The sequence below is a fragment of the Shinella sp. SUS2 genome, from assembly GCF_001262505.1.
Lineage (GTDB): Bacteria > Pseudomonadota > Alphaproteobacteria > Rhizobiales > Rhizobiaceae > Shinella.
The window spans coordinates 1-1,384 of the sequence record NZ_KQ410825.1 but is presented as its reverse complement, the minus strand read 5'-3'; the positions used below and the strand labels follow the sequence as shown (position 1 = coordinate 1,384).

General features: G+C 59.5%; 1 protein-coding gene. It reads left to right on the top strand.

Features of this window, described 5'->3' with window-relative positions; genetic code table 11:
• Positions 1-81 precede the first annotated feature (81 nt).
• Positions 82-1,308, top strand: a complete 1,227-nt coding sequence (locus AKG11_RS33495) for an O-antigen ligase family protein (protein ID WP_050747155.1) — start codon at positions 82-84, stop codon at positions 1,306-1,308.
• Positions 1,309-1,384 lie beyond the last annotated feature (76 nt).

The window sequence follows — 1,384 nt, the reverse complement described above, 5'->3', positions numbered from 1 at the left end:
TACCGCCCGAGCACGGCCAACGGTTCAAGATTCCCTTAATGTATTCCTGCTAGTCCGAAGAAACTCTTACCGGAATCGACAATGGTCACAGACATCGGCACATTCGGTGCGAATTCCGACGCAACGGCAACCAGGCAGAGCTGGGTCGTCGATACCCTCGTCTTCGTCGCTGCCGGTCTGTACTCGATTTTCGCCGAATCCATGCCCGAGCCGATCCAGGTGGCCATTGCCGGGGTCGTCAGCCTTTGGCTGATCCTCGCCGCCTGCCTCCCCATCGTTCGCCAAGGCATGGTCTATCTGGACATCAGAAGCTTCGCGCTCATTCTCTCGATCTGCTCGATGCTGGTGACCTACACCTTCCTGGTTTCGATAAACACGCCGCTCAACGATTATGCCCTCACCATCCTGCGCGTGATGACGGGGATATCTGCACTCGTCTACTTCATGCGGTATGAGGGAACCATCCTGACGGGGGCGAAAATCGCGATCTACGTTACCGTTTCGATCGTGGCCGTCGCGACGACAGCCTTGTACGGCCTGTATGATTACGCCGGTGTTCTGCGACCCTATCCGTTTGCCGGCGTGGATGCCATCCACTCCAGCGCATACATTGTGTCGGGGGCACTTGTCGGCGTCGTGCTGATGCGGTTGCGACGGGAAATCGGCGCGTTGACCGCCTGGCTGGTGGGTCTCCCCCTGTTCGGCCTTTTCATTGCCTATCAGGTCCGCACCACCTGGGTGATGCTGTTGGTCTTCTCCGCGGTCCTTCTCGTTCAGGCCATACGTCGCCGCACGACTCATCGGCTGTTTGCTTCCGCGGTGGGTCTGGGGTTTGCAACCTCCGTCCTGGTGCTTCTTGCCCTGGTATTCCTCTTCATTCCCAATTTCGACCTTGTAGAGTTTTCAAGTGGCCGGACGTCGACCTATGCAGAGCGTTTCAGCATGCTCGCGGAGCGTTCGAGCAGCCAGTGGCTGTTCGGTACCGGCCTCGGATCCGACATGTTCTTCAGCACCAGCTGGTGGTGGGAGGCCAAGGATTCGCACAACGACTTCCTCAATGTCGTCATCGAGCAGGGGCTTGTCGGGCTCTTCGTGATTCTGCTGACCTTCGGCTGGTCGCTGCGCCATGCAAACAACCTCCAGGCCGCGATCCTCGTCGCGTTCATCAGTGGGTCGGCAATCAGCAATGCACTGCTTGTCCGGCCGATGCTCGCCGTACTCTTCCTCGCCGCGATCGTGCCATCCCCGTCCTCGAAGGTGGCGCAGCAGGGTAGTTCGTTCGACCGCCCGGCGTCACGACGACTGTAGCAGGCCTGGCGACAGGTCCAGGCCTTCGAGCTGTGTTGGCCGGGGCCTGGAAAGCTGTTTCCGCATATCGCCCTTC